Annotated in this window: 17 protein-coding genes; 14 read left to right on the top strand and 3 right to left on the bottom strand. The window is 61.1% G+C overall.

Annotation, left to right across the window (positions count from 1 at the left end; translation table 11 throughout):
* Positions 1–214: 214 nt before the first annotated feature.
* The 3 genes from CZ322_RS02685 to CZ322_RS02670 all read left to right on the top strand — a co-directional run bounded on the left by CZ322_RS02685 (position 215) and on the right by CZ322_RS02670 (position 6,831).
* Entirely contained in the window at positions 215–2,749 is a 2,535-nt protein-coding gene (locus CZ322_RS02685; RefSeq protein WP_087070107.1) for a hypothetical protein, read from the top strand.
* A gap of 1,761 nt (positions 2,750–4,510) precedes the next feature.
* Positions 4,511–6,331 carry an LPXTG cell wall anchor domain-containing protein gene (locus CZ322_RS02675; RefSeq protein WP_087070105.1) on the top strand — a complete coding sequence of 607 codons (1,821 nt, stop codon included), beginning with the start codon at positions 4,511–4,513 and terminating at the stop codon, positions 6,329–6,331.
* A gap of 326 nt (positions 6,332–6,657) precedes the next feature.
* A complete protein-coding gene (locus CZ322_RS02670; RefSeq protein ID WP_087070104.1) occupies positions 6,658–6,831 on the top strand; it encodes a toxin-antitoxin system protein in 174 nt (57 codons plus the stop codon).
* On the opposite strand, the gene CZ322_RS02665 is transcribed toward CZ322_RS02670, so the two are convergent.
* A complete protein-coding gene (locus CZ322_RS02665) occupies positions 6,821–7,051 on the bottom strand; it encodes a hypothetical protein (RefSeq protein ID WP_087070103.1) in 231 nt (76 codons plus the stop codon). The two genes, CZ322_RS02670 and CZ322_RS02665, sit on opposite strands and share 11 nt — an antisense overlap.
* A gap of 566 nt (positions 7,052–7,617) precedes the next feature.
* Here CZ322_RS02665 and CZ322_RS02660 point away from each other — a divergent pair.
* The 4 genes from CZ322_RS02660 to CZ322_RS02645 all read left to right on the top strand — a co-directional run bounded on the left by CZ322_RS02660 (position 7,618) and on the right by CZ322_RS02645 (position 11,918).
* Positions 7,618–8,472: a GmrSD restriction endonuclease domain-containing protein gene (locus CZ322_RS02660; protein WP_087070102.1), complete on the top strand. Its 855-nt coding sequence runs from the start codon at positions 7,618–7,620 to the stop codon at positions 8,470–8,472.
* Positions 8,473–8,592: 120 nt separating this feature from the next.
* Positions 8,593–10,179, top strand: a complete 1,587-nt coding sequence (locus tag CZ322_RS02655; protein ID WP_087070101.1) for an L-serine ammonia-lyase — start codon at positions 8,593–8,595, stop codon at positions 10,177–10,179.
* Between the two features lie 153 nt (positions 10,180–10,332).
* Positions 10,333–11,223 carry a dihydrodipicolinate synthase family protein gene (locus CZ322_RS02650; RefSeq protein ID WP_087070100.1) on the top strand — a complete coding sequence of 297 codons (891 nt, stop codon included), beginning with the start codon at positions 10,333–10,335 and terminating at the stop codon, positions 11,221–11,223.
* Between the two features lie 368 nt (positions 11,224–11,591).
* On the top strand, positions 11,592–11,918 hold the full coding sequence (locus CZ322_RS02645) for a hypothetical protein (RefSeq protein WP_087070099.1): 327 nt from the start codon (positions 11,592–11,594) through the stop codon (positions 11,916–11,918).
* Positions 11,919–12,051: 133 nt separating this feature from the next.
* Here CZ322_RS02645 and CZ322_RS02640 read toward each other — a convergent pair whose 3' ends face one another.
* Positions 12,052–13,182 carry an L-talarate/galactarate dehydratase gene (locus CZ322_RS02640; RefSeq protein WP_016442116.1) on the bottom strand — a complete coding sequence of 377 codons (1,131 nt, stop codon included), beginning with the start codon at positions 13,180–13,182 and terminating at the stop codon, positions 12,052–12,054.
* Between the two features lie 398 nt (positions 13,183–13,580).
* Here CZ322_RS02640 and CZ322_RS02635 point away from each other — a divergent pair, with 398 nt between their 5' ends.
* Both CZ322_RS02635 and CZ322_RS02630 read left to right on the top strand, forming a co-directional pair.
* Positions 13,581–13,790: a hypothetical protein gene (locus tag CZ322_RS02635; protein ID WP_087070097.1), complete on the top strand. Its 210-nt coding sequence runs from the start codon at positions 13,581–13,583 to the stop codon at positions 13,788–13,790.
* Positions 13,774–14,433, top strand: a complete 660-nt coding sequence (locus CZ322_RS02630) for a hypothetical protein (protein ID WP_087070096.1) — start codon at positions 13,774–13,776, stop codon at positions 14,431–14,433. Before CZ322_RS02635 ends, CZ322_RS02630 begins: the two co-directional genes overlap by 17 nt.
* A gap of 162 nt (positions 14,434–14,595) precedes the next feature.
* Here CZ322_RS02630 and CZ322_RS02625 read toward each other — a convergent pair whose 3' ends face one another.
* The gene (locus tag CZ322_RS02625) at positions 14,596–15,360 is read right to left on the bottom strand and encodes an IclR family transcriptional regulator (protein ID WP_087070095.1); all 765 of its coding nucleotides are present in this window, start codon (positions 15,358–15,360) and stop codon (positions 14,596–14,598) included.
* A 316-nt stretch (positions 15,361–15,676) separates the two neighbouring features.
* Between CZ322_RS02625 and dapA the strand changes: the two genes are divergently transcribed.
* From dapA to CZ322_RS10395, 5 genes are all read left to right on the top strand, one after another.
* Positions 15,677–16,564, top strand: coding sequence for a 4-hydroxy-tetrahydrodipicolinate synthase (dapA, locus tag CZ322_RS02620; RefSeq protein ID WP_087070094.1), 888 nt, complete (start codon positions 15,677–15,679; stop codon positions 16,562–16,564).
* Positions 16,565–16,702: 138 nt separating this feature from the next.
* A complete protein-coding gene (locus CZ322_RS02615) occupies positions 16,703–18,064 on the top strand; it encodes a gluconate:H+ symporter (RefSeq protein ID WP_087070093.1) in 1,362 nt (453 codons plus the stop codon).
* 182 nt (positions 18,065–18,246) lie between these two features.
* A complete protein-coding gene (gene garR / locus CZ322_RS02610; protein WP_087070092.1) occupies positions 18,247–19,143 on the top strand; it encodes a 2-hydroxy-3-oxopropionate reductase in 897 nt (298 codons plus the stop codon).
* Positions 19,144–19,358: 215 nt separating this feature from the next.
* Positions 19,359–20,693, top strand: coding sequence for an enolase C-terminal domain-like protein (locus tag CZ322_RS02605; RefSeq protein ID WP_087070091.1), 1,335 nt, complete (start codon positions 19,359–19,361; stop codon positions 20,691–20,693).
* 102 nt (positions 20,694–20,795) lie between these two features.
* On the top strand, positions 20,796–20,920 hold a 125-nt coding region (locus CZ322_RS10395), incomplete at its 3' end, for a hypothetical protein (protein ID WP_412459458.1).

The raw sequence follows: 20,920 nt of genomic DNA, 5'->3' as shown, positions 1-20,920 counted from the left end.
GCGGGTATATGTAAATAATAGCAATTAACCAATAATCCGCTTATTTGCGGGCTTGTGGGCGTTGAATGGCGAAAATGCGGTGGCATTCCCGAGAAAATCCCAGAAAATTCCAAGCCGAATCTGGCTTTTCTGCCATTAACTGTTCCCCGTAAAATCGTGGCCCAGGCAAAGGGTGCCACTCTCACCTAGATGTATATTCCTTGAAAGGATAACGATGAGGTCCCAGACTCACCGCGTCGTCGCTACCGCTCTCACCGCTGGGGTAGCCGTTGCACTTGTTCCGGCCGGCACCGCACAGGCCCAGCCGGTTTCCGGAGCTGGCGAGGTACCCGTGGCCGATGCCGCGCGTCCCGTGCTGAGCGTGGAGGAAGCCGAGCGCAATGTGGCCGCGGCGCAGGTGGAAGTCCAGAATCGCCAGGCGGAACTCGATCAGGCATCCAAGAAGAATTCCGCCGCGCAGGATGACCTCAAGAAAGCGGAAAATGAGGCGGCCACCGCTGCTACTGCTACCCGGGAAGCTGAAGGGAAACTTGGTGCCGCCCAGAAAGAGCGCGATGCCGCGCAGCAGGCTGTTGAAGAGGTAAAAGAAGCGGGCCAGGCCGCCAAGGATCAGCTGCAGGAGGCCAGCGCTCAGGCGCAGGACTCGGCCGAGCGCGCCGATGCCGCGAAAACCAAGCATGACGAAGCGACTGCCGATCTGGAGCGGGCAACGGAGAAACTCGGCGAGCAGCAGAAGCTGGCGCAGCAGAAGGCCGCGGATGTGGAAGCCGCCAATCAAGCGTTAGCGAAGGCCGAAGAAGCCGAAGCTGCCGCTAAGGCCGTGGAGAAGCGCCTGGATGAGGAAGTCAAGCAACTGACCGAAGCGGAAAAGGCTGCTCAGGCTAAGTTGGACGAAGCGCAGGAGAAGCTGAGCAAGGCCGAAGCCGAGCGCGACGAGGCGCTCAAGCAGGACAAGGCCAAGGTCGATGCCGAAACCGGCGCGGTAGCCGCGGCCATGAAGCTCGCTGAGGAGAAGGCTGCGGAGCGGGTAGCTGCTCAGCAAGAAATGGAACGTACCCAGAAAGAGCACGAAGCTGCCGAGCTGAAGCTGGAGGCGGCCAAGAAAACCCAGGCGGAAGCCGGGGCTGCGGCTGAAAAGGCGAAGCAGGAAGAAGCTCGGCTGGCTACCGAGCTTGAAGCGTTACAGCAAGAGTCAGCGCAGAAGGTCGAGGCTGCTGGCAAGCTCAAGACTCCGATGGATAATGCGAAAAAGGAGCTTGATGAAGCGCAAAGCAAGGTAGCGTCAAAACGGGGAGAAATTAAAAACGTAGAACAAGCGATTAGAACCGCTCCGAGTGATGATGTGAAGAAGGTTTTGCGAGCGCGTCTCGAAGAACACCGCGCCGATCTGCAAAAACTGGAAGCACAGGTTACTGAAAAGCAGAAGTTGCATGCCGACGCTAAGAAAGCCTATGAGGCATCGGCCGCTCAGCGCGATGAAACGCTCGCAAAGTTCGAGAAGAAGCGGGAAGAACGCTCTGGGGCCATCCTTAAAAAGGACGAGACTGGGCAGAAGTTGAAGGATGCTCAGCAGGTGGCCAAGGATCTCACCACGGAGGTTGCTCGCAAAAAGGAGGCGGCTGCTCAGGCGAAAACCGCCGCGCAGGAAGCAGATGCAGCAGTAACGCAGGCGAACGTCGACTTGCAAAAAGCCCAGCAGAAATTGACTGAGGCGAACGCCGCGGCGGAGCAGAACAAAACTGCGCAGGATGAAAAGGTGGCGGCTGCCCAGGGTCCGCATAATGACGCGCGTGATAAGCATACGGAAGCCGCGAAGAAGCTGGCTGACGTCAAGGGCCAGGTAGACGGGCTGAAGCAAGGCTGGGCTGATGCAGAAAAGAAGCTCGCCGCGGCCAAGTCGGATGCGAGCACCGCGCGCGAGGCGGCCCTCCAAGCTACGAAGGATCTCGGCGATGCAAACGTGAAGCTAGAAGCCGCGCGCGAAGCTGAGAAGGAAACCGCTCGCAACCTGGAGAATGCGCAGAAGGCTGCTGCCCAGCAGCAAGCTCAGCTGGAGCGCTTGATCGCCGACGCGCAGAAATACGACGAGCGCGCGAAGCACCTGCAGCAGGCTGCCGAGGCGGCTCGGCTTGCCGGTGAAAAAGCAGAGCAGGCCCGGGCTGCGCATGAAAAAGCAACCCAGGCTGTCGCGGCGGCGCGCGAAGCAGCGCAGCAAGCGCAGTCCGCGCAGGCTGAAGCGAAGAAGAAGCTTGGCGCGGCGACGGTCGCCTTGCATGCCGCCGAGCAGCAGCTCACCTTGGCGCGCCAGCAGGCCCCGGCCCCGAAGCCCGATGTGCCAAAGCCGGACGCACCCAAGCCTGATGTTCCGGGTGTGAAGCCGGCTCCGCAGCCGGATGTACCCACGCCCGGCGCTCCGGAGGTGAAGCCCGGCCAGCCCGAGGTGAAACCCGAAGTCAAGCCTGGCGTGAAGCCGGAGACCAAGCCCGATACGAAGCCGAGCACCCCGGCGCAGCCCGAATCTCCCACGGCTCCCGCTGCGAAGCCCGCTGCACCTTCGGCACAGCCGCAGGCCGCTGCTGCCCCGGCCGCGCGCCAGGACACTTCTGCGCCTGCTCAGGCACCCGCCAAACCGACTCTGGCCGCCTCCGGCAGCGAGGCACTCGGTTCCATCGGCGCGGCCACGCTCCTGCTGCTCGCCGGCGGGGCGGTGGTTATGGGCCGCTCCCGCGCCCGGCACGCCGCGAAATAACTGCAAAAACCCGAAATAACACAGAGCCTCGCGCGACCGTAGGAGCGCTGCCCCGCACTGGCAGACACGGGGCAGCGCTCCTGAGGAAATCCCAGAAAAATCCAAGCCCGATCCGGATTTTCTGCTCTTAACTAGTCCCGTACGTCCTCAATCTGGCCCGCGCGCCAGGCTCACCTACACATATTCCGAAAGGATCACGATGAGGTCCCAGACTCACCGCGCCCTCGCGACCGCTCTCACCGCCGGGGTCGCCGTCGCCCTCGTGCCCGCCGGCGCCGCGCAGGCCCACCCGCTCTCCGGCTCCGGTGCCTCGGCCAGCACCCCGCAAACGCAGCGAAATATCGAGCAGGCGGAGCAGAAAGTCGCCGACGCGCGCGCCGCGGTCCAGGCCCAGCAGGCTGAGGTGGATCGCCTCGCCGCCCAATCCGCCGCCGCACACAACAACCTGAAAAATGCGGAAACCGCCGCTGCCACAGCTGCCACGGCCTCGAAGAGCGCTGCGGACAAGCTCAGTGCCGCCGAAGCCGAGAAAGTGGCCGCGCAGCGCGCTGTCGATGAAGCAAAAGAAGCGGGTACCGCCGCCAAGGACCAGCTCCCCTCGGCCCAGGAAACCGCGAAGGATTCCGCGGCTCAAGCCAAAACCGCTGCCGCCGAGCGCGACGCCGCAGCTAAGCAGACCCAGCAGGCCGCTGCAAACCTGAAAGCCCAGCAGGAAACGCTCCGAGAGAAAACCGCCGACGCGGAGAAATCCGCGCAGGCCCTCACTCGCGCGGAAGCTGCCGAAGCCGCCGCCCAGGCCGATAAGACTCGCCTCGCCAAGGAAGTCGAGCAGCTCAGCGCCGCGGAGGCTGCCGCGAAGGCCAAGCTGGCCGAGGCGGAGGAAAACCTACGCAAGGCCGAAGGCGCACGCGACGCTGCGGTTCAAGGTGAGCAGAGGAAGGTCGACGCCGCCGCTAGCCAGCTGGCACAGGCCACCCAGGCCGCGGAAGGGAAAACCGCCACCCGCGAAACCACCCAGCAGGAAGCCCTGCGTGCTCAGGACGCGGTGGTTGCCGCAGCCAAAGACCTCCAAGAATCCCAGAAGGCCGAAACCGCAGCTGAATCAGATGTCAGTGCCGCTGCCAAGAAAGTAGAGCAGCTGGCTGCTGAGCTTGAGCCGCTCGAAGCGAATGTAACGGCCAAGACCGCCGAGGCGAATCGTCTTGATAAAGCCAAGCAGCGGGCTAAGGCACTGTGGGAGAAGGCAAAGAACGACGCAGCGGAGCGTGAACTGTGGGTTCAGGCGGTGGAACGCGCTGCGAAGCTCGATCCGACGGGCCTCAAAGATAAGTTGGAAAAGGAACGTCGGGAACTCAAAGCCCTCCAGGCAGACGTGAAAGTCAAAGAGCAGAAGTACAACAAGGCCGAACAGGATCACGACGTAGCCGTAAATGAGCGCGATGCCGCGATCAACCTGCGCGATTTAAAGAAGGCGGAGCACGATGGCGCCGTCGTCGAAAAGAATAAGGCTGAGCAAAAGCTACAGGAGGCACAGGAGGCGACCGCGCAGCGCACCGAGGCTGAAACTCGCGCGAAGGCGGAGCTCCAGCGCAAGGAGGCGGCGGCGCAGAACGCGGCCACGGAGGCCGCCCAGGCGGAGCAGACCGTGCGTGAGGCGCAGGAGAAGCTCGCCGCGGTGCAGGCGGATGCGGATGCGGCAGCCGCTGGTCTCAAGGAGATTGCCNGCAGGCGGCCGGTGCCGAGCTGACGACGGCGCGCGAGGTGGCCGCGGCGGCGCGGGCGGATAAGGAGCGGCTGGGCAAGGAAGTCGCGCAGCTCGAGCAGCAGAAATCCGCGGCGCTGGAGGCGCTGGTGCAGGCTGAGACGGAGTTGGAACAGGCGAAGGCTAAGCACGAGGAGGTGCTTGAGGCTGAAGTTGCGAAGGTCCGCAAGGAATCGGATGCGGTCCGGGCCGCGCAGGATGCTGTCAAGCAAAAGGAAGCGGAGAAGAATGCCGCGGCAGCGGAGGCTCGCAAGGCAGAAGATGCGATGGTCACTGCTACCGAAGCGGATCAGGCTGCGAAGAAAGCCGTGACCGAAGCAGAGGCGGTTAAGGCGGAAGCTGAGCGCGCGGCTGCGGAATTGGACGCCGAGGCCAAGAAGCTTGAGCAGGCTGAGGGACCTCTTAGTGTTCAGGTGACCGAAAAGCAAGCTGCCGAGAAAGATGCCGAGGCTGCGCTAGCAGATGCGCAAAAGATCGAGAAGATGAAGCGCGAACAGCTCAAAAATCTTGAGGAGTTGGCGAAGAAGGATACCGAGCTGCAGTCCTTGGTAGATCAACAGAAACAAAAGGTCGAGGAAGCTGAGAAGATAACCGCTCAAAAGCAGCAGGCTTTTGAGGACGCAAAGACGGCTCATGCAGATGCGGTGGCTGCACTAGAAGCCGCGCGTAACAAAACGCAGCAGAAAAAAGATGAGCATCAGAAGGCCGTAACCGCAAAGGAAGAAGCGGAGCGGCAAGTACAGCTGGCGACGGCCGCAGCGGAGCAGCGGGCAGAGGAACTCGTAACTGCGAAGGCTGAGTCCGAAAAGGCTACTGAAAAAGCAAGGGATGCAGCGAAAGCGGTTGCCGATGCGCGGGATACGCTGGTAGCGGCGGAAGATAAAATGAACGCCGCCGTTGCCGCTCAGAAACAAGCACTTGAGCAAGCCGAAGCTCCGGTACGTGAGGCGGAGGGTAAGCGCGATGCGGCTAATAAGACAGCCAGCGATGCTACCGAGAAGGTGCGTTCGCTCAAGGAACGCGTCGCGGGACTTGAACCCACCTGGGCGCAGGCCACGGAGAGACTCGCAAAGGCCGAAAAGGATATGACCGCTGCACAGGCCGCCGCGGATGCCGCCAAGGAAGCAGCCACTAAGGCGAAGGCTGCTGCGGAGACAGCTCGTGAGGCAGCGGCGGAAGCTGTGCGTACCCTTGAGGCTGCGCGTGCGACTGCTGCCCAGAAGCAAGCCGAATTGACCCGGCTCGCCGATGCGTCGAATACCTATGACGAACGCCAGTGGAATGTTCGCCTAGCTACTGAGAAGGCGCAGGCAGCCGAGGCGGAGCTGCGCGCGGCTCAGGATGCTCACGCTAAGACGACGCTTGCGCTTGCGGCCGCTCGTGAAGCGGAGGAGTCCGCCCTGAAAGCCCAGGGTGAAGCACAGCGGGAGCTGACCGCGGCGGAGCTTGCCTTGAAGGTGGCTCAGCGGGATCTGGAACTGGCGCGTCAGCAGGCCCCGACTCCGGAGCAGAAGCCGGGTCAGAAACCCGGTTCGAAGCCCGGGAAGCCGGAGAACCCTGCGGTTCCCGAGAATCCGGGGCAGTCACCCGCCGCGCCGTCGCCCTCCCAGCCGGCCGGCAAGCCGGCAGCGAAGCACTCCGCGGCAGAAAATAAAACGACTACCGTGAAGCGAGCAGCGGCGAAGAATGCAGCTCCCACCCAGAAGCTTCCCGAGACCGGAAGCGATATGAGCGGCGCTATTGGTGCGGCAACGCTTCTCATGCTGGCCGGCGGCGCGGTTGTTCTTGGGCGTTCCCGCGCGCGGCATGCGGTGAAGTAGCGGTGCGCTGGAGTTAGGTAGTGGTGCCTGAAACCACGTGTTGCGAATAGGTGCCCCGCTCGGTCAGTATCGTTCTGGCTCCGGGTGGGGCACCTTGTTTTCAGGGCTGTACTTCGTTTGCGTTACGGATGCAGTACAGCTCGAAACTTATATATGCCCGCCCGCGCCGGATTCAGCCCGGCCTGGCGTCGTGAATGCGTTGTCGTACCACGCGCACGCCCCGCTGCGCCGCGTCGCGTGCTAACCCCCGCCGCACTCCCAGCGCTCGCGGCGGTGTGCCACAATAAAACGGTACGTGGGTATTTGATTGCGTGGGAGGTAGCGCTATGGAGAATGATCCGTTCTTTCTCACGCTCCCCGAGGGCTTGCCCGTGAGGGAAAATATGGACGACCAGGCCTTCAACTCAATGATGGCACGTGGCTACGCACAAGCCATCAACGGAGATTCTTATCCGATAGCAGAGGTTTTCGCGGAGCTTGAGGAAGGCATTATTTCTTAGTCTTCCAATGATTTTGCCACCACGCGTTCCACCAGAAGAGAATCGCGCCATCGATGTAGATGAAAATGGCGAAGCCGATCCCGAGTGCGATTTGAAGTACTCGTGACTTCGGTCCGGTAATCATGTCCCACGATGCCCAAAATGCCAAGGGCAGGATAATCGGCATGGCATACAAGGAATATCGCCAGAAACGTGACTCTTTGATATGTGGGCCGGCCATTTTTCTCTCCGTTCTATAGAAAACTACCAGTGCTTGTTTTCGGATGACCGCATCACGAAGGTGGCCGAGCTGGACACATTACAATTAATGAACCGAACGATCTTGTAAGCCGCATTGCTCACTTCTTTCACTGTGTTAGAAACCGGTGGCGGAGCCACGTATGTATCGGTTCATACAGGCTGTTTCACCGTCGCGGTCCTACATGTATATCTTGAATTTACAATAAATGAATTGTGGTAGCAATAGATATTTGCTAGGTGGAACGGATTGTGGTGCTGAATGATGGCCCCGGCCCCGGCCTGGCGTCGTGAATGCGTCGTCGTGCCACACGCATGCCCGGCCTGGGGCCGCGCCTGCCCCGCTGCGCCGCTCACACACACCCCGCGCCGCAAACCAGCCCGCAGCATACCACCACTGGCCCGCACCTCAGCCACCGCGTCCACCTGGTATTCCACCATGCGCCCCGCCTTTGAATCCGCGCGGTTGCTTGTCTACCATTGTCACGCGGCGTTTCGGCGTCGTGCAGTTTTATCTATTCGAGAAGAGAACGAAAAGAGAAGGAAGTCATGCCACGCACTAGTTTTGGCAGCGCCGGCCACGGCGCATCCACCACCGCCCGCACCTCGCTTGCGAAGTGCGCCGCCGCCATGGGGTCCTTGGCTATTCTCGCGGGGATGATGGGGGCATGCACCAAGAGTAGTGATGAGGCTGCCGCCACCTCCGCTCCCGCTACCTCACCTGCCGCTAGCTCCGCCGTCGTCACTCCCGGCGCTTCGGAAACCCCGCCGGAAAAGCTCCCGGCAGTCATCCCGAACCCGGCCCACCCGCAAAGCGCAACCGAACTTCTGAGCACCCTCACAGTTGCCGAACCTTCCGCCACCGATAAGGCTGATCCGGCGAAGTTCGGTCCTAATGCGGCCGATCTGAACGAAGACGAATGTAACGTCTACACGGACATTCTGCGCCGCGACCTCGTGAACGTGGGCGTGCAGCCCGGCACCTCCGGCTGCGGCATCGCTTACGGCACCCTGGTGGATAGCTACACCGGCAATATGGTTGATTACGCGCGCCCGGAAGCCGGCACCAAGACCGTGGTGGTGGACCGCATCGTCAGCCTCGATAACGCCTGGGCTTCGGGCGCCAACCAGTTCACGGACGAGCAGCGCGCCGCTTTCGCCAGCGACCCGCGCAATATGCAGGCCGTCTCCGCGGACCAGGCCAAGGAGAAGGCCGGGCGTTCCGCCGCCGAATGGGTCCCCGCGAACAAGAACTTCACCTGCCAGTACGTCGCGCGGCAGATCGGTGTGAAGGCCACCTACGGGCTGACCGTCACCCAGGCCGAACACGATGCTTTCGCCCAGTACTTGCAGACCTGCCCGAACCAGCTGGTTCCCGGCTGGGAAGGCCCGGCGGGTAAGTAGCCTGAGGGCAGTAGCCAGATAGCCACACAGGCAAGCACAAAAGTGGCCGGGGGCGCGCAGCTCCCGGCCGCTTGCCGTATGATCACAAACGGTGCGTGACCAGCAACCGGAAGGACATGTATGACCTCGCGTTTAAGGCTCAATCCTGATTTCGACGACGCCGCACATACCGTCCCGGTCTCCCTCAGCGAACGTCACCCCGGCACCCCGCACACCGCCCTGCCCGCCGCCATCCTCGCCGGCGAAACGCAAGTAACCGGGACCACCGGCGAATCCGGGAAGGAGGAGACCCGCGCAAATCCCCTGGGGGTATGCGATATGTTCCGGGTGGGGATAGGCCCGTCGTCGTCGCATACGGTGGGGCCCATGCGCGCCGGGCTGCATTTCGCAACGCTGCTGGCCGCCCGCGCCCCGGGCGCCCGCATCACGAGCCTGCGCGTGGATCTTTTCGGTTCCCTCGCCGCCACCGGGCGCGGGCATAATACCGACCGCGCGGTTCTCCTCGGACTGTCCGGCTACAGCCCGGAAAATGTGTCCATCGCGGTGGTGGACGGCATGGAAGCCGCTATCGATTCTTCCGGAACCCTCACCGTGCCCGGTTTCGAACCCACACCGTTCGTACGCGAGCGCGATATTATTTTTCGCCCGCGTGATATTTTGCCCTACCACGTAAATGCGTTAACTTTGCGCGCCTGGGCGGGCGAGGAGCTCCTCGCTGAACATACGTATTATTCAGTGGGCGGCGGTTTCGTGATGGAAGAGCTGGGCGATCCGGCCGAACCGCGGGTGGCGCCGCTCGCCACCGAAGAACAGGCCGACGCCGCACAGACCGCGGTCCCCTACCCATTTTTCACCGCCGCTCGGCTGCTGGAGCTCTGTTCCGAAACTGGCATGCGCATTTCTGAACTCGCGCTCGCTAACGAAACCGCGCTGCGCCCGCAGCCGGCGGTTATCGCCCATATGGATCGGGTGCACGCGGTCATGGACGAGGCCATTAAAGCCGGGATTGCCACGGAGGGCACGCTTCCGGGCGGGCTGCGCGTGAAGCGGCGCGCCCCCGGGCTGGCCCGCGAGCTGGAGGAAAAAACCGCGGCGGGGCACCGGGCGGACCAGCTGGAAGCCCTCGGGTGGGTGAATCTTTTCGCCCTGGCGATCAACGAAGAAAATGCGGCCGGCCACCGGATTGTCACCGCGCCGACGAACGGCGCGGCCGGCGTCGTTCCCGCGGTCCTCACGTATTATGAACGTTTCGTGCCCGGGGCCACCCGCGAGGGAATGTATAATTTTTTGCTCGCCGGGGCGGCCATCGGCGGAATTATTAAGACAAATGCGTCCATTGCCGGGGCGGAAGTGGGCTGCCAGGGTGAAGTCGGTTCAGCATCAGCAATGGCGGCTGCCGGTTTCGCGGAAGCCCTGGGCGGCACCCCGGCCCAAGTGGAAAATGCCGCGGAAATTGCTATGGAGCATTCTCTTGGCCTCACCTGCGATCCGGTGGGTGGCCTGGTGCAAATCCCGTGCATCGAACGCAATGCCATGGCCGCGGTGAAATCCATTAATGCTGCCTATATCGCGCTGTGGGGCGACGGCTCCCACACCGTCTCCTTTGATACCGTGGTGGAAACCATGCGCCAAACCGGGATGGATATGCTCTCGAAATACAAGGAAACCTCGGAGGGCGGGCTCGCGGTCAATGTGGTGGAGTGCTAGCCGTACCGTGCGGCATCTCCGAAATGTGACGTAGCGCAAGCCCCGTCCAGTCCCATTAGGTGGAACTTAGTTCCATAATAGATGTATGAACGACTGCCGCGGCATGCCGCCCATTCGGGGTGGCCGGCCGCGCGCCACTGACAAGGGGTTGGAATGTTTTCTGGTGTGTATTGCCCGTCGGTCACGTTGATCGACGATTCGGGCGCGATTGATTATCCGGCGATGGCTGCCCATATTGATCGTCTTGCCGAGTCCGGGCTCAACGGGGTGCTCTTCTTCGGCTCGATTGGGGAGTTTTTCTCTTTCTCTACCGAGGAGAAGGCCGAGTTCTTGAAGTTCGCGGTCAAGCAGGCCGCGGGGCGTTTCCAGGTGCTGGCCGGGGTGAGCGCGGCGCGTTTGGGTGAGGTGCTGGAGAATATCGCGGCTGCTGAGGTGGCTGGTGTGGATGGCGTGGTGGCCCTCCCGCCCTTCTATTTCGGGCATTCGCACGGGCGGGCCCTTGATTTTTATGACGCGGTTGCGGGCGCCACGCAGCTTCCTGTGATGCTTTATAACTTCCCGGAGCGTACGGGTGCGGATTTGAGTCCGGAGTTGGTGGCTGAGCTGGCCGCCCGGCACGAAAATATTGTGGCGCTCAAGGATACGGTGGATACCCAGAGCCATACCCGGCGGGTGATTCGTGAGGTGCGGAAGGTGCGCCCGGATTTCGCGGTGCTTTCTGGTTTTGATGAGTATTACATTGGGAATCGGGTATGTGGCGGGGCCGGGGTGCTCTCTGGCCTGACGAATTTGATTCCTGAGGTGTTTGCGGCGATGCATGCGGCTTATGAGGCCGGGGATGTTACGCGCGCGGCCACGGAGTTGGGGAAGATTACGCGTTTGGCTGCGGTGTATGAGATCGGTGATATTTTCATTGCTGCGATTAAGGAGGGGGTGCGTTTGTGCGGGGTGGAGTGCTCGCCGTTGATGCGTGCCCCGCAGGTCCCGTTGAGCGCGGAGGATTCGGAGAAAATCGCGACGCTGCTGCGCGACGTACGCGCATAAATAAACGCGCATTAGGTACTGCTCGCTAAATATAGCGCGCTGAATGCCGCGCATTAAATACGACGACGCCCGGGGCGGGCGGAAAGTCCGCCCACCCCGGGGCCAGCCGGCCATTGTGTTCCTTGCCCACACCGTTGCTCGGGTGTTTCGCAGTCATCGGCGACTGTCGCAAAAACGCAGAATCGACGGTCGAAAAATAGCCCGCCCTCCGATTGAAACATTGCTTAAATACTGCACTGACGTGTATGTTAATAATGTATCTAATATGAGATACCCTTCTCCGCAAGAATTTCGCCAAGTTGCGTCGCTGATGACGGAACTCCGAATGTGGCAAGAATTGAAGCGCCGTGAGATAAGGAGGTGAGCCAATGTGGTGGCGTCTATTTCCAGAGGGGTTGTGGGCTGGAATCCTGGTAGCCCTCGCTGCCAATCTTGAGCAGGGGGGATGGACTGGCATCCCGGTTATTCTTGAGGCCGTTCTTCTGGTTCCTGTAACGCTGTGGAGTTTTTCTTGGCGGCGGCGGGAAGGTCTCACGGAAATCCTCCACGCGGGATTCTATATGGCAAGTGCAATAGCACTGCTCGTAATACAGAATTCGTCATGGACGCGATTCGCCGTCGTTATCCTCGTAGTGGGCTATGCGGTCGGCTATAAATATCGGAGGGAAAACCTCGCTATAGGAAGCGAAAATTAGTACCCTTGGGGCGTGATTGTCAGCGTATAGCCGTCAATCACGCCCCAGTTTTCTCTAGGTTCGACTGCGAGATGAACTGTTGTTCATCTCGATGCGGCTCGCAGTTGCCGAACGGTTGAGGGGTGCGTTCCCGTTAGGGCCGCTTACCGACTTCGAAGGTATTAACCGTCCAGGCGCGTAGCTGATCGGAAAGTGTCACGCCGAGGCCGGGCCGGTCAGAAACAATCATGCGGCCGTCCTTGATTTCCATGTGCTCATTGAAGAGCGGATCGAGCCAGGTGAAGTGCTCCACCCACGGCTCCAGGGAATAGGTGGCCGCCAGATGGGAATGGATCTCCATGGCGAAATGCGGGGCGAGCTGCAGGCCGGCATGCTCGGCCAGCTTCGTCAGCTTGAGGAACTCCGAAACGCCACCCACGCGCGGAGCATCCGGCTGAATGAAATCGCAGGAGTGATTCTCGATAAGCTTGACGTGCTCGGCCACCGAAGCGAGCATCTCACCGGTAGCAATCGGGGTGATGAAACGCCGCGCAAGCTCCGCGTGGCCTTCGTAATCGTAGGCATCCAGCGGTTCCTCAATCCACACCAGATTGAATTCTTCCAGCCACTCGCACATGCGGTTTGCGGTGGGGCGATCCCACTGCTGATTCGCGTCCACCATGAGCGGGAAGTCATCGCCCAGCGCCTCGCGCACCGCCTTGACGCGGGTGTAATCCACCTGGTGATCCGGGTGGCCCACCTTGATCTTGATGCCACCAATACCCTTCTCTTTGGACGCCAGCGCATTCTCAATCACTTCTTCCAGCGGCGAGGAAAGGAAGCCGCCGGAGGTGTTGTAGGTACGGATGGAATCCCGGTGGGCGCCAATAAGCTTGGATAGTGGCAGCCCGGCCCGCTTTGCCTTCAAATCCCACAGGGCCACATCAATGGCGGCAATGGCTTGCACCGCCACCCCGCTACGCCCCACCGAAGCCCCGGCCCACAGCAACTTCACGCGCAGCCGGTCAATATCATTGGGATCTTCGCCGATGAGGTTATCGGCAACCTCGGAAGCGTGGGCGAATTGGGCCGGCCCACCCGCCCGCTTCGAATACGAAAAACCAACTCCGGAATGACCGTCGGTTGTTTCAATCTCGCAGAAAAGGAAATTCACCTCCGTCATGGGCTTTTGCCGCCCGGTGAACACCTTCGCGTCAGAAATCGGGTTGTTCAGTGGCAAAATAACGTGGGAAAGCTTCACGTGTGCGATGGTATCCCGGCTCACAATATGCTCCTTTGCCTTGGGGTCTGCCTGAGATATGCCGGAAAGACGCCCGTGTAGTGGTATACACACGACGCCATCATATTTACCGGCAGTACAAGTATCTACACATGTAGACCGGTGTAAATGTGACATAAGTCCCCAGGCGGTGCACTTTCGCGGCCAATAGGGAGATATCCAGGTGGTGGCGGCGTCGTCGTTAGGCCTGAGTTGGTTCACGTTAGTCAAGTTTTCGAAACTGGCTGATGAGAACAGCGAGATCGCCCGGGATAGGTAGTGGCAACGGTATAGAAGTTATCCACAGAATCCTCAAACGTCACCCTTATCCACAGGGCTGCGCATAGGTCTTTTTTACGCTTCCACGCCATGCGAGAATGACGGAAAAGGACGGAGGTAACCACATGACAGTCATTATCGGGCGAACCTACACCTCGCTGGAAGAAATTCTGGAGCGGAAAGAAGAGATTCTGCGCGAGGTCAGAATGACCCGGGAAGAATTCGACCTACGCGCTGATAATTACCTGCTCGGCGAAAAAGAAGCAAAGCTCTATTTCGAATTGGACGGATTAGATTACTTCGAGAAGTTGGCTCGCTATGGCCGTGAACCGTGATCATCCAAGTGAGAGCCTGGAGTTCCAGGCCGAAAGATTTGCTGACCACCTCGGAAAGATAAGCAGTTTTCTAGATGAAAATTCTTCAGTAAGTATCGAGTCGGTGGTGCTGAGCGAAGCGCCTGGAAAACGAATCAGTGGCCGCATAGCTTTCCCACGCAACCCGCTTGTGCTATTTGACTATCGAGTTTTTCTCGATCCGGAGAGTGGTTTTCTCACGGTCGATCAATCAACATTTTCAGTGATCCGCGGACACGAAGGGCGGGAGCCTCTGGTGCGCTGGGATTACATTCGCTCACCACGTTCGAATATTCCTTGCGCGCATATCCAGATACATTCGCACGGCGATGAATGGACACATGCTTTGCTCCTGAGCGGTCATGACTCCCGCCGGGCACGCCGGCGCATCAAGAACGAGGCCCGCACTCCTCGTATTGCTAATGTTCATCTCCCGGTAGGCAGGAGCAGGTTCCGGCCCTGCCTCGAAGAGATTCTTCTTTTCGTGATCGATGAGTTCGGAGCAGCATGCACACCGCAAGCACGCGATGCACTCCATCGAGGAATCCGGGAATGGGAGAAGATCCAGTTACGCGTCGCGGTGCGTCATGACCGCGCCGTCGCACTCGAAGCTCTCGAAGAGTGAACCACCCATCCATTCTTCTCTCTGCTGTATGAACGCGACTACGAGCGTGAGCAAACGGCTAACGCGCGCCACAACACTACCGCGCCGCTGAATCTGCGCTATGCAATCGGCGCGGAACCCCCGCTACGCAAACGCCGCAGCGCCCGCGCCGCGGAACCCCCGCTATGCAATCGGCGCGGAATCGAGAATCCGATTGACGGCCGTGCGCATGGCAGCCGCGAGCTCCGCTTCGCGTTCGGCACTCCAGCGCACGCTAGGAACCGAGCAGGAAATGGCGTCGCGCACCGGGCTTTCGTAAGGGAGGGAAAATGCCACGCAATGCAGGCCGAGGGTATTTTCCTCGTTATCAATGGCGTACCCGCGCGCGGCGGTTTCCTTGAGGTTCTTGCGCAGCTGCGCCGGCGAGGTGATCGTCCGCGCGGTCAGCTCCACCAGTTCCTCCGGAATGTCCTCGGGGCGGTGGGCCAACACGGCTTTGCCCAGCCCGGTGGCTGCGGCGGGCAGGCGGCGCCCCACGCGCGAATAGGTGCGGGTGGACCGATCAGATTGCTGAGTAAGCAGATACACGATTTCCGCATTGTCGAAACGGCCCATATGGAAGGTTTCCCCGTGCTCCTTCGCCAGGTCCACCAGAATCGGGCGCACAATCCGCACGTAAGGATCCGCATCAATATAGGCCGTGCCCACGGTGAGTGCGCGAATGCCCAGCATATAGCGATCCGTGGAGGTAGCCTGCACCCATTCGGCGTCGATGAGGGTGCGCAGCAGCGCGTAGGTGGAGGAGCGTGGCGCATCTAACTCCGTGCAGATTTCCGCCAGACGCGGCGGGTCGGCAATGCGCCTGCCGAGGAATTCGAGCAGGTCAACCGTGCGCGAGGCAGATTTTACGGGGCGAACACCGCCACTATGTGTGCTTGTAGCTCTCAAACGAATCCAACACCTTCGTAGCCGCGGTACCACGGCGAGCGGTGAGACGCCACGCGCTGTGGGGTACCTCAGGGATGCCACGGTACCACGATGATTTCTTCCATTTCTCTAGGTTCCATAGTAAAGGACAGCGCAACAAGTTCCCCGGAACTGCGCCGCTGCACACCTGTGTCGCTCCGCATACCTCAGACGTTAGTCCCAGCCTGTAGTACCGCAATCGCGTTTTAATACTGGCGTCTACATACATAGCTGACTGTCCACAAAGTTTCGAACTTCGTTGCTGAAGTCGAAACTGAAGCCGCAACCAAGGAGAACTATGGAGTTCCATGCAGAAGGCGTGATTCCCGCTCTCGTCACTCCCTTAGATCGCGAAGGAAACTTGCTGGAGCAGGGTCTGCGCGACGTCATTGACTACACGATTACCAACGGCGTGCACGGCATTTTCGTGCTCGGCAGCTCCGGCGAAATCTACGGCCTCGATAATGCCCAAAAGCGCCGCGTTGTTGAAATCGCCGTGGAGCAAGCCAATGGCCGGGTCCCGGTCTACGCCGGCGCCTCGGAAATTACCACGCGCGATTGCATTAAAACCGCGCATATGGTCCAAGAAGTGGGCGGGGTATCCGCTCTTTCGGTCCTCACCCCCTACTTCATGACCCCCACCCAGTCCGAACTGGTCGAACACTACAAGAACATCGCGGCGGAAACCGATCTGCCCATTCTGGTGTACTCCAACCCGGGCCGCACCCAGGTCCCGGTGGCACTCACAACCATGCTCGAACTGGTGGACGTCCCCAATATCATCGGCATCAAGGATTCCGCCGGGAACCTGACCCTGACCGGGGACTATATCCGCGAACTCCCCGATGACTTCGATGTGATTATGGGCCGCGATACCCTCATTTACCCGGCTCTGTGCCTGGGAGCCGCCGGCGCCATCGCCTCCACCGCGAATATTGCGCCCAAGCTCGTTTCCAGCATTTACAACGAATACCGCGCCGGCAACCGCGAACGCGCCCTCGAATTGCAAAATGCGCTCTCGCCGCTGCGCAACCTCGTGGACGTGGCCACCTTCCCGGTGGTCCTCAAAGAAGGCCTGCGCATGGCGGGTGTGGAAGCGGGCTACTGCTTCGCACCGGCCCGCGAACTCGCCCCCGAATTCCGCCCGGCGCTCGAAAAGGCCGTCGAAGCGGTCACCAATATCTAAGCCGCTCGCGGCTCAACATGCCGCGCGGTTCTGCCGGTACCTGCGGCGTAGCTGTGCCTGTGGCACGCCTCGCCGCGCGGCTACCGCAGCGCCGCATCCGGCTCTCTCAGTGATGAGATTGGAAACTAAGGAAAAACCATGCCACTAGTAATCCTCGCACTTGGCATTGCTCTTCTCCTGTTCCTCATGATCGTGCTGAAGATGAATGGCTTTATTGCCCTCGTCATCGTCTCGGTCGTGGTGGGCATGGCGCAGGGTATGCCTCTCCTGGCAACCGTCGATGATAAGGGTGAGAAGGTCAAGGGACTCCTTGACATCATCCAATCGGGCGTGGGCGGGCAGACCGGTAAACTCGTGCTGCTCCTCGGCTTCGGCGCCATGCTCGGCGTTTTCATGGCGGATATGGGCGCGGCGAACCGCCTTGCCACCACCATGATTAACAAGTTCGGAATCAAGCATTCCCAGCTCGCGATTGTTATCGTGTCCTTCCTCGTGGGTGTTGTGCTCTTCTACGAGACCGCCTTCGTGATCATTATTCCCATCGTCTTCGCCGTGTGCCGGGCCTACAAGATCCCGGTCATGTGGCTGGCGATGCCTATGGCGATCGCGCTGTCCACGATGCACTCCTTCCTTCCGCCCCACCCGGGCCCCTCGGCCGTGGCGAATATGTACGACGCCTCCATCGGCCTGACCATGCTTTACGGCCTTATCTTCGCCATTCCGCTGGGCGCCGTGGTCGCGATCATGTGGCCGCGCCTGCCCTTCGTCAAGTCCGTGACCGCCCGCCCGCCGGCCGGCCTGGTCAACGAAAAGGAATGGACCGACGAAGAAATGCCGGGCTTCTGGGCCTCCCTGTGCATCACCGCCCTCCCGGTTATCCTCATCGGCGGGCACGCCATCCTCGAGGTGACCCTGGGCCACGAGCACGCGGTCACCAAGGTGATGGCCTTCATCGGTCACGACTGGTTCGCCCTCATGATCTCCCTGCTGGTGGCGGTGGCCTACTTCGGCCTGGTCCGCAAGGTGGCGATGGATAAGATCATGGCGTCCTGCGCGGCTTCGGTGAAGTCCATCGCGATGATCGTCTTCATCATCGGCGGTGGCGGTGCCTTCGCGGCCGTGCTCAAGAACGGCGGCATTTCCGATTACATTCTTTCCATTACCGAAAACCTCAGCCTCTCCCCGATTATTATCGCCTGGCTTATTGCCGCGCTTATGCGCGTGGCCCTCGGTTCGGCTTCGGTGGCCGTGGTGGCCGCGGCCGGTATCGCGGTGCCGATGATCGCCGGCGGCGGGGTGAGCCCCGAAATCATGACCCTGGCAACCGCGTGCGGTTCCATTATGGCCTCGCACGTGAACGACCCCGGGTTCTGGATGTTCAAGGAATTCCTCGGGCTCTCGGTGGCGGAAACCATCAAGGTCCGCACCACCTACACCTCCCTGCTCTCTGTGCTCGGCCTGGGCGCCTGCCTGTTGCTGAGCCTCGTGGTTCCGGCTTAACGCTGGAGAAATAGGGGGTACGACGGCGCAGCTTGGCCGCGCCCCACCCTCGCGAGGAACGGTGTGCATGGAAAACGGCGCAAAGAACGGCGCATAAAAACGGAGCGCCCCACCCCACGTGACACGCTCCGCCCGTTGGAAACACCAACCTGACGATCATACAAAAAGGAAGGAAAAACTCCATGAAGATCGGATTTATCGGTCTTGGCATTATGGGCAAGCCCATGGCGAAGAACCTCCTCAAGGCCGGCCACGAACTCTTCGTGAACGACCACAATGCCGAAGCTGTTGCCGAGGTGGTGGAAGCCGGAGCGACCGCCGTTGCCAATGGTAAGGAAGCGGCGGAGAAGGCCGAACTGGTCATCACCATGCTTCCGAATTCCCCCCACGTCAAGGCGGTGGCCCTGGGCGAAGGCGGCATTATCGAAGGCGCTCGCGAAGGGCTCATCTACGTTGATATGTCTTCCATCGCGCCCCTCGCCTCGCGCGAAGTGGCCGCGGGCCTGGAAAAGGCCGGCGTGCGGATGCTGGACGCGCCGGTGTCCGGCGGCGAACCGAAGGCCATTGACGGCACCATGTCCGTGATGGTCGGCGGTGAAGAAGAGCTCTTCAACGAGGTCAAGGACGTGCTCGGCGTAATGGCCGGGGATGTTACCTACGTGGGGCCCATCGGGGCCGGCAATATTGCCAAGCTGGCCAACCAGGCCATCGTGGCGATCAATATTGCCGCCTGCGCCGAAGCCTTCACCATGGCCCAGAAGGCCGGGGTGGATCCGGAAGCCGTGTACCGCGCCATCCGCGGCGGGCTGGCCGGCTCCACGGTGATGGACGCCAAGGTTCCCATGATGCTGGCTCGCAATTTCAAGCCGGGCTTCCGCATCAACCTGCATATCAAGGACCTCAATAACGTGATGGACACCGGCCGCGGGGTCAATTCCGCGCTTCCGCTCACCGCCCAGGTGCGCGAGATGATGTCGGTACTCGAGGGCGATGACCATGCCGGTGAGGACCACTCCTCCCTCGTGCGCTTCTACGAGAAGCTCGCGAATATCGAGCTGCACCCGGGCCTGCCCGAGTAAAGCACCCGCCGGCCGCGGGTATGTGACTCCTAGCCACGCGGCCGGCATGATGCGGCTGGCTACCGCGCCGGCCCGGCCGGAAAGGAACCTCCCCTGACCGGCCGGCCGGCGGCCAGCTGGCGGCGTCGTCGTATTACCCGCACTACACGTACCACCCACGTACCCACCCGCGCCGCGCACCCAATTCGCGCAGCGCCCAAACAAGAAAGACAACGATGTCAGTTCCCACAATTAAGAAAATCGATGTTTACCCGGTTGCCGGCCACGACTGCATGGAACTCAACCTCTCGGGCGCGCACGGCCCCTACTTCACCCGCAACGTGGTGGTGATGGAAGATTCCAGCGGAAACGTGGGTATCGGCGAAGTTCCCGGCGGTGAGAAGATCACCCGCACCATCGAGGACGCCAAAGATATCGTGCTGGGGCGTTCCCTCGCCGATTACAATAATTTCCTGCGTGAAGTGGGGCAGCGCTTCGCGGATCGCGATGCCGGCGGGCGCGGCCTGCAAACCTTCGACCTGCGCACCACCGTGCACGCCGTCACCGCGCTGGAAGCAGCCACCCTGGACCTCTTCGGTCAGTTCCTCAACGTGCCGGTGGCTGCGCTCCTGGGCGAAGGCCAGCAGCGCGACCAGGTGCGGGCCCTCGGCTACCTCTTCTACGTGGGCGACCCGGATAAAACGGACCTGCCCTACCTGCGCGAAAAGGATTCGGATGTGGAATGGTACCGCATCCGCCACGAAGAAGCCCTCACCCCCGAAGCGATCGTGAAATTCGCGGAAGCCACCCACGATCTCTACGGATTCCAGGACTTCAAGCTCAAGGGCGGCGTGCTGGAAGGCGCCGAAGAAATGAAGGCGATTGTGGCCCTCAAGGAACGCTTCCCCGAGGCCCGCATCACCCTCGACCCCAACGGCGCGTGGTCCCTCAAGGAAGCCATCGAGCTGTGCAAGGACAAGGTCGGCATCCTCACCTACGCCGAGGATCCCTGCGGTGCCGAAAACGGGTTCTCCGGCCGTGAGATCCTCAACGAGTTCCGCAAGGCCACCGGCCTGCCCACCGCCACCAATATGGTCAATACCGACTGGCGCCAGATGACCCACTCGCTGACCCTGCAATCCGTGGACATCCCGCTGGCCGACCCGCACTTCTGGACGATGCGCGGCTCGGTGCGCGTGGCCCAGCTCTGCCACGATATGGGCATGACCTGGGGCTGCCACTCCAATAACCACTTCGATATTTCCCTGGCCCAGATCGCCCACTGCGGCGCGGCGGCCCCGGGCGAGTACAACGCGCTGGATACCCACTGGATCTGGCAGGAAGGCGTGGAGCGCCTCACCAAGGAACCGCTGAAGATCGTGGACGGCAAGCTCACGATCCCGCAGCGCCCGGGCCTGGGCATCGAACCCGATATGGACCAGATCCTCGCGGCGCACGAACTTTACAAGGAGAAGGTGGAAGGCGGCGGGGCGCGCAACGACGCCATCGGCATGCAGTACCTCATCCCCGGCTGGAAGTTCGACAATAAGAAGCCAGCACTGGTGCGCTAAGTCGGCGACCGCATACGCTAGTTCCTAGCAACCAGTGTTCCTATCGCGCGGGGTGCGCGGGCGCGGGTTTTCTCCATTTCCTCGCGTTCGCGTGCCCCGCGTATGTTCTATAGCTTTAGCATCAACGTGAAAGGCTCTGCCATGAAAATTGTGTGCTGCCCCGATAGCTTCAAAGAATCCATGACGGCGGCCCGGGCGGCCGCGGCGCTCGCGGCCGGGGCGCGGCG

This window comes from Actinotignum timonense (genome assembly GCF_900155575.1).
In the GTDB taxonomy this organism is placed as follows: domain Bacteria; phylum Actinomycetota; class Actinomycetes; order Actinomycetales; family Actinomycetaceae; genus Actinotignum; species Actinotignum timonense.
This window is presented reverse-complemented; position numbering and strand designations above follow the sequence as displayed.

What these genes read in the sequence shown, in the direction of transcription:
- CZ322_RS02615 (WP_087070093.1), top strand. Translation starts at nt 16,703, where the DNA reads ATGCCACTAGTAATCCTCGCACTTGGCATTGCTCTTCTCCTGTTCCTC.
- CZ322_RS02655 (WP_087070101.1), top strand. Translation starts at nt 8,593, where the DNA reads ATGACCTCGCGTTTAAGGCTCAATCCTGATTTCGACGACGCCGCACAT.
- CZ322_RS02630 (WP_087070096.1), top strand. Translation starts at nt 13,774, where the DNA reads ATGGCCGTGAACCGTGATCATCCAAGTGAGAGCCTGGAGTTCCAGGCC.
- CZ322_RS02670 (WP_087070104.1), top strand. Translation starts at nt 6,658, where the DNA reads ATGGAGAATGATCCGTTCTTTCTCACGCTCCCCGAGGGCTTGCCCGTG.
- CZ322_RS02660 (WP_087070102.1), top strand. Translation starts at nt 7,618, where the DNA reads ATGCCACGCACTAGTTTTGGCAGCGCCGGCCACGGCGCATCCACCACC.
- CZ322_RS02645 (WP_087070099.1), top strand. Translation starts at nt 11,592, where the DNA reads ATGTGGTGGCGTCTATTTCCAGAGGGGTTGTGGGCTGGAATCCTGGTA.
- CZ322_RS02650 (WP_087070100.1), top strand. Translation starts at nt 10,333, where the DNA reads ATGTTTTCTGGTGTGTATTGCCCGTCGGTCACGTTGATCGACGATTCG.
- dapA (WP_087070094.1), top strand. Translation starts at nt 15,677, where the DNA reads ATGGAGTTCCATGCAGAAGGCGTGATTCCCGCTCTCGTCACTCCCTTA.
- CZ322_RS02635 (WP_087070097.1), top strand. Translation starts at nt 13,581, where the DNA reads ATGACAGTCATTATCGGGCGAACCTACACCTCGCTGGAAGAAATTCTG.
- CZ322_RS02665 (WP_087070103.1), bottom strand. Translation starts at nt 7,051, where the DNA reads ATGGCCGGCCCACATATCAAAGAGTCACGTTTCTGGCGATATTCCTTG.
- CZ322_RS02605 (WP_087070091.1), top strand. Translation starts at nt 19,359, where the DNA reads ATGTCAGTTCCCACAATTAAGAAAATCGATGTTTACCCGGTTGCCGGC.
- garR (WP_087070092.1), top strand. Translation starts at nt 18,247, where the DNA reads ATGAAGATCGGATTTATCGGTCTTGGCATTATGGGCAAGCCCATGGCG.
- CZ322_RS02685 (WP_087070107.1), top strand. Translation starts at nt 215, where the DNA reads ATGAGGTCCCAGACTCACCGCGTCGTCGCTACCGCTCTCACCGCTGGG.